Here is a 6185-nt window from a genome sequence, read left to right as displayed (position 1 = left end):
GGGTCTTCATCCCGGCCGCGTCCGAACCGGCGTCCGGCTCCGACAGGCAGTAGGAGAACATCGCCTCACCGCGGGCCAGCGGCGCGAGGTACTTCCGCTTCAGCTCCTCCGAACCCGACAGGATCACCGGCAGCGAGCCGAGCTTGTTGACCGCGGGGATCAGCGAGGACGAACCGCAGACCCGGGCGACCTCCTCGATCACGATCACCGTGGCCAGCGCGTCCGCGCCCGCACCGCCGTAGCTCTCCGGCACGTGCACCGCGTGCAGATCGTTGGCGACCAGCGCGTCCAGGGCCTCCTTGGGGAACCGCCCCTCCTCGTCCACCGCAGCGGCGAACGGCGCGATCTTCGCCTCCGCCAGCGCACGCACCGACTCCCGGAGCATGTCGTGCTCCTCCGAAGGTCGATACAGGTCGAAGTCCTTGCCCATGGTCTGGAGCTCCCCTAAAGACGCGTGGCACCGCAGATTCGCTTGTGGCGCCGCTGATGGCACTGAGTACCCTCAGCAAAACACACTCAGTGCCATCACGCCAGAGCGCCCCGACCGTGATTCACGTCGGGGCGCTCTCGTGAGGTCGGGACCGCACGGTCGGTTTGGTTCGGGGTCCGTTCAGGAGTACACCTCGGCGAGGCCGCCGCCCTCCCGGCGCAGCCGGTTGGCGTCGTACTCCCGCCCGAGCCGGCGGGCCCGGTCCTCGCTCATGTCCACGCGGTTCAGCAGGACCGGGGTGCAGATGCTCGGCAGGACGTACTGGAGCAGCACCGCCACCCGGTGCGCGAGGTCGTCGCGCTCGCACAGGATCTGCGACATCGCCTGGATCCCCGAGAAGGCGCCCGAGAAGAACTCGGCCGTGTCCGTCACGTCCACGTGCAGCAGCAGTTCCCCGCGCGCCTTGGCCACCGTCAGGATCTCCGACACCTGGTCGATCCAGGCACGGAACGGCGCGGCCCGATTGACCTCGGAGGCTCCGCTGTCCAGGGCCAGGGCGACGCTCGCCCGCACCAGCGCGTCCCGCTGCAGCCGGTGGGTCAGCAGATACGCCTGGTCCACCAGCTCCTGGATCTTGACGTCCTGCGGGGTGAGCGGCACGTCGAGCATCTGGGCCTCCAGGACGCCGAGGGCCAGCTCCTCCTTGGAGGCGAAGTGGAAGTACAGGGCGCCCTTGGTCACCCCGGCACGGGTCAGGATCTCCCCGATGGTCGTCCGCTCGTAACCGCGCTCGGCGAAGACGGACGCGGCCGACTCGAGGAGCAACCGCCGCGTTCGGATTGCACGCGCTTGCTGCGCCAAGGCGCCTCCTGCTGTCTCGCTGTCTGTGCTCAACGTGTGACGTGAAGCATTGAAAAGGAATCCGTGCTCTACGTAATCTACGTCGGGCGGTGTCACCGCCCGGGGGCGCGGGGACGCGAGGGGAATCCATGGATCAGAACCACCGAGGAACGACATCGACCGTCCCCGGGGAGTTCGTCCACCGAACCGACCCCGCGGACATCCTCCCGACGAGCTGGACCCGGCTCCGGGAGAACCGTTTCACCGTGTCCGCGCACTGGCCCGCGTCCCATCCCTTCTTCTCTCCGGTCGCGGGAGACCGGCACGACCCCGTCCTGGTGGCCGAGACGATACGACAGGCCACCATGCTCGTCGCTCACGCCGAACTCGGGGTACCCGTGGACGATCAGTTCGTCATGTGGGGCCTCTCCTACACCGCCGATCCCGAGGTCCTCGCCGTCGACGGGCTCTCCTCGGAGATCACCGTCGACCTCGTCTGCTCCGACCTCACCAGCCGCGGCAACAGCCTCCGCAACCTGCGCAGCACCCTCGTCCTCACCCGCGACGGCCGGCTGCTCGCCACCGGCAGCGCGCTCGCCCGCTGCACCTCCGCCCTCGCGTACCGCAGGATCCGGGGGCAGCGCATGGCGGCGCTCGGGCGCCCCGTCCCGCTCATCCCCGGCGTCGAACCGCACCTGGTCGGCCGCGCGCACTCCCGGGACGTGGCCCTCGCCCCCGGCCCCGCCCCCCACCAGTGGCAGCTGCGCGTCAACACCGCCCACACCACCCTCTTCCGGCGCCCCAACGACCACGTGCCGGGCATGGTGCTCCTCGAAGCCGCCCGCCAGGCGGCCGCCCTCACCGTCGGCGGAGGCAGCGCCTACCTGCCCACCGTCATGAACGTCTCCTTCGCCCGCTACGCCGAACTCGACGCCCCCTGCTGGATCGAGGCCGAGACCGTCCCCACCCCGGATCCCTCGGTGACCACCGTCAAGGTCACCGGCCACCAGGACGGCCGGCCGGTCTTCCACTGCGACCTCACCTCCCCGTCGCGCGGCCTGGCCGTGGCCGGCCTGGGCCTCGACCGCCGGCTCGCCGGCTGAACGGGGCGGACGCGACCGTGGCACCCCGCCTCCTCCTCACCGGCGCGACCGGCTTCATCGGCGGCCGGGTCCTGGCCGCCACCGCCGGCCACCACGACCTCGCGCGCGTACGCCTGCTCACCCGCCGCCCCGCCGACCCGCCGGCCCCCACGGCGGACGGCACCGGTACCGGGCCGGTGTACGAGACCGTCCCCGGTGACCTCCGTGACCCCGGCGCCCTGCGCCGGGCCTGCGAGGGCGTCGACGTCCTCGTCCACTGCGCCGCTGCCATCGGCGGCGACGAGGAGCTGCTCCGTACGGTCAACGACGAGGGGACCCGTGCCCTGGTGGACGCGGCCGTACGGGCCGGGGTCACCCGGATCGTCGCCCTGAGCACCGCGTCCGTCCACGGCCGGGGCCCCTTCCGCGCCGCCGCCCCCGGCACCCTGCCCCTCGCGCCGGGCTCCGCGACCAGCAGGACCCGCGCGGCGGGCGAACGCCATGTGCTCGACGCGGGCGGCACCGTGCTGCGGCCGCATCTCGTGTACGGCGCGGGCGACCGCCAGGTGATGCCGGGCCTCGTCCGGCTCCTGGGCGCCCTGCCCGGGCCGCTCGCCGCCGGTGACTCGCTGCACTCCCTGATCGACGTGGACACACTGGGCCGCGTCCTCCTCGGCGCGGCGCTCGCGCCCGGCACCGAACCCGGCCCGTACCACGTCGGCCATCCCCGGCCCGTGCCGGTGGGCGAGCTGCTCGCCGCGGCCGAGCGGCTGCTCGCCCCGCGCGGGGGCCCGCCCCGGGGCGCCGCCGTGGACCTCGCCACGGCCCGGGCGCTGCTCGCGGACGTGCCCTTCGCCGCGCATCACCTCGCCATGCTCGCGACCGACCACTGGTTCGCCGACGACCGTCCCTGGACGCAGCTCGGCTGCGACCCGGGCCCCGGCTTCGCCGCCGGGTTCGCACGGCACGAGGCCTGGTACCGCGGGTCCCTCGGCGGCGGCTGAGGAAGGGGCGGTCACAGCCAGCCGTTGCGGCGGAACCCCCGGTGGATCACGAAGCAGGCGAGGGCGATGACGGCGAGGACCAGCGGATAGCCGTAGGTCCAGCGCAGCTCGGGCATGTGGTCGAAGTTCATGCCGTACACGCCGCAGACCATGGTGGGCACGGCGACGATCGCCGCCCACGCGGTGATCTTGCGCATGTCCTCGTTCTGCGCGACGGTCACCTGCGCGAGGTGGGCCTGGAGGATCGAGTCGAGCAGGGTGTCGTAGGAGGCGATCTGCTCGGTGACCCGGGAGAGGTGGTCGGCCACGTCCCGGAAGTACGCGCGGATGTCCGGGTCCACCAGCGGTATCGGCCGCGTCGCGAGCTGCTGGAGCGGCCGGTCCAGCGGGGCCACCGCCCGCCGCAGTTCGAGCAGCTCGCGCTTGAACTGGTAGATGCGACCGGCGTCCCGCCGGTCCGCGTGTTCGCCGAAGACCGCGTTCTCGATGGCGTCGAGGTCGTCCCGTACGGCGTCGGCCACGGCGAGGTAGTCGTCCACCACGTGGTCCGCCACCGCGTGCAGGACGGCGGACGGCCCCTTGGCCAGCTGCTCGGGGAGCGCCTCCAGGGCCTCCCGGAGCGGGCCGAGCGAGCCGTGGCCGCCGTGCCGGATGGTGATCACGAAGTCGGGGCCCACGAAGGCCATCAGCTCGCCGGTGTCCACCACCTCGCTGGTGGCGGTGAGCTCCTCGTGGTCGACGTACCGGACCGTCTTGAAGACGGCGAACAGGACGCCGTCGTACTCCTCCACCTTGGGCCGCTGATGGGCGTGGACCGCGTCCTCCACCGCCAGCGGGTGCAGCCCGAACAGCTCGGCCAGACCGGCCAGTTCCTTCTCCTCCGGCTCGTGCAGGCCGATCCACACGAAGCCCTCGCCCGTCCTGCGGACCTGCCGCAGGGCGTCCTCGACGGAGCCGCGCCCGGAGCGCCGTACACCGTCCAGATAGACCACGCAGTTGACGACCGAGCTGCCGAGCGGAGAGCGCGCGGGGTGGCTGAGGTCGACCGTCCGCCGGTAGGACCGGCGGACGGCGCTGCGCAGGCGCTGGATCATGGACACGGGACACTCCTTCGGCAGAACGACGGTCAGTCTGCCACCGTCCGCGCCCCCGGTGTACGGGGCGTGAGCCGTACGCCGGGGGCGCGGAACGGGGGAGCGGGTGATCCCGCCGGGCCGTCAGGTCACAGGACGACCGGCTTGCCGCCCAGGGTCACCGCCAGCCGGCCGTCGGACGTGTAGGACCAGGCCAGGGCCCCGGTGAAGGAGGAGCAGCGGGAGCCGTTCGTACCGTTCCAGAACTGGTTCGAGGCGTCGGCGTCCCCGACGATCCGGTCGTTGGTGCCGCTGCCGCTCCGGCAGGAGGTGTTGCCGCGGAAGACCGACGTGCCGGCGTCGAACTGGTAGTTGCGCTGAGCGTTGTCGACCGCGAGGTTCCGGGAGACGGCCATCGAGCCCGGGTTGCTGTTGTAGGTGAAGCCGTGCTTGCCGTTGTGGAAGGCGATGCTGCGGCGTACGACGTGGTCCACCGCGATGCCCTCGCCGCCGAGCTTGTAGCCGTTGCGGTCGCCGTTGGCGTTCTGGGTGCCGTCGGACAGCGTGCCGTTGTCGTGGGCGAGGGAGTCCTCGATCGTCACGGTGCCGATGGGGCCGGTGTCGGTCTTGGTGTAGAGGTCCCAGCCGTCGTCGATGTTGTGGTGGGCCACGGTGTGGCGGAAGACGTTGCCGGGGCCGACGGTGAGCTTGGCGGCGAAGCCGTCCGCGTTCTCGCCCGCGGCGTCGGCGTTGTCGTGGGACTCGGCGCTCAGGATCAGGTTGTTCGACGGCCACTGGTCGCGGGGGGTGGTGGAGGCGATCCGGGAGAGCTGGAGGCCGGAGTCGCGGTTGAAGCGGGTGACCGTCCGCTCGATGACGTTGTTGCTGCCGCCGACGAAGATGCCGTTGTCACCGGCCCGTTCGACGACGATGCCGTGGATGTGCCAGTAGGAGCCGTTGACGGCGAGGCCGCGGTTCGAGGAGCCCTCGCTCATCGCCGAGAAGTTCAGGACGGGCGTCTCGCCCGGGTAGGCGGCGAGCTTCGTCCGGGCGGCGGCGGTGCCGTTGTTGCCCGGCGGGATGGTGATCGTCTGCGCGTGGCGGTACGTGCCGCCGCGCAGGTGGATCGTGCCCCCGGGGGTGACGCGGGAGATCGCGGAGGCCAGTGTCGTCGGGTCCGCGAGGGTCCCGGCCGCGCCGGCGGTGCCGTTCGGGGCGACGTACAGCGCCGAGGCGGACGGCGGCGGCGTGGTGGTGCCGGCCACCTCGGCGTCCAGGCGGTCCACGTTGGGCAGGCCGGCCGCCGTGGTGGGGCTGAGGCGTACGGTGTGGGAGCCCGCGGAGAGCGGAACGGTCAGGGTCTTGGTCGTCCAGGCGTCCCAGGTCCCGGTGCTCTCGAAGGTGGCCGAGGCGGCCGTCGCGCCGTTGACGAGGACGTTCGCGGTCCGCGCCGTGGTGGTGCCGTTGGCGAAGCGGACGTGGAGGGTCGCCGTGCCGGCGGTGGGCGCGGTCACGGTGAACTGGACGGCGGCGCCGACCGCGTTGGTGCCGTTGCAGAATCCGCTGCCGGTGAAGCCGGCCCAGTCGGAGTCGATGGTGCCGGTGCAGACCGCGGGGGAGGACTCCGCCTCGTAGCGGGTGGTCGCGGCCTGCGCCGTGGTGCCGGAGAGCGCCACGAGCGTGCCGGCCAGCAGGCTCACGCTCGCGGTGACGGATCGGGTGCGCATCGATGGGCTCCTGGGGTGGGGGTGTGTCG

The 6185-nt window shown here is 72.3% G+C and carries 6 protein-coding genes; 2 read left to right on the top strand and 4 right to left on the bottom strand.

Annotated features, from left to right (window positions below; genetic code table 11):
- Nucleotides 1-430: acyl-CoA dehydrogenase family protein (locus ABTY40_RS11530; RefSeq protein ID WP_352059310.1), on the bottom strand; the 430-nt coding region annotated here is incomplete at its 3' end.
- Between the two features lie 180 nt (nt 431-610).
- Nucleotides 611-1291 (bottom strand): ScbR family autoregulator-binding transcription factor, encoded by a 681-nt coding sequence (locus ABTY40_RS11525; protein ID WP_352059309.1) that lies wholly within the window; start codon nt 1289-1291, stop codon nt 611-613.
- A 128-nt stretch (nt 1292-1419) separates the two neighbouring features.
- Here ABTY40_RS11525 and ABTY40_RS11520 point away from each other — a divergent pair, with 128 nt between their 5' ends.
- Nucleotides 1420-2373: a ScbA/BarX family gamma-butyrolactone biosynthesis protein gene (locus tag ABTY40_RS11520; protein WP_352059308.1), complete on the top strand. Its 954-nt coding sequence runs from the start codon at nt 1420-1422 to the stop codon at nt 2371-2373.
- Between the two features lie 17 nt (nt 2374-2390).
- Nucleotides 2391-3356 (top strand): NAD-dependent epimerase/dehydratase family protein, encoded by a 966-nt coding sequence (locus tag ABTY40_RS11515; RefSeq protein WP_352059307.1) that lies wholly within the window; start codon nt 2391-2393, stop codon nt 3354-3356.
- 11 nt (nt 3357-3367) lie between these two features.
- Here ABTY40_RS11515 and corA read toward each other — a convergent pair whose 3' ends face one another.
- The gene (gene corA, locus ABTY40_RS11510; RefSeq protein WP_352059330.1) at nt 3368-4450 is read right to left on the bottom strand and encodes a magnesium/cobalt transporter CorA; all 1083 of its coding nucleotides are present in this window, start codon (nt 4448-4450) and stop codon (nt 3368-3370) included.
- Nucleotides 4451-4578: 128 nt separating this feature from the next.
- Complete coding sequence (locus tag ABTY40_RS11505) at nt 4579-6156, bottom strand: right-handed parallel beta-helix repeat-containing protein (RefSeq protein ID WP_352059306.1); 1578 nt, start codon at nt 6154-6156, stop codon at nt 4579-4581.
- Nucleotides 6157-6185: the final 29 nt, after the last annotated feature.

This window comes from Streptomyces sp. NPDC126503 (assembly GCF_040302405.1).
Taxonomy (GTDB): domain Bacteria; phylum Actinomycetota; class Actinomycetes; order Streptomycetales; family Streptomycetaceae; genus Streptomyces; species Streptomyces gulbargensis.
The sequence above is the reverse complement of the archived record's forward strand: the minus strand, read 5'-3'. Positions and strand labels throughout refer to the sequence as shown.

Excerpts from the sequence above, each read along its gene's own strand:
- ABTY40_RS11505 (WP_352059306.1), bottom strand. The coding sequence starts at position 6,156 with ATGCGCACCCGATCCGTCACCGCGAGCGTGAGCCTGCTGGCCGGCACG.
- corA (WP_352059330.1), bottom strand. The coding sequence starts at position 4,450 with ATGATCCAGCGCCTGCGCAGCGCCGTCCGCCGGTCCTACCGGCGGACG.
- ABTY40_RS11520 (WP_352059308.1), top strand. The coding sequence starts at position 1,420 with ATGGATCAGAACCACCGAGGAACGACATCGACCGTCCCCGGGGAGTTC.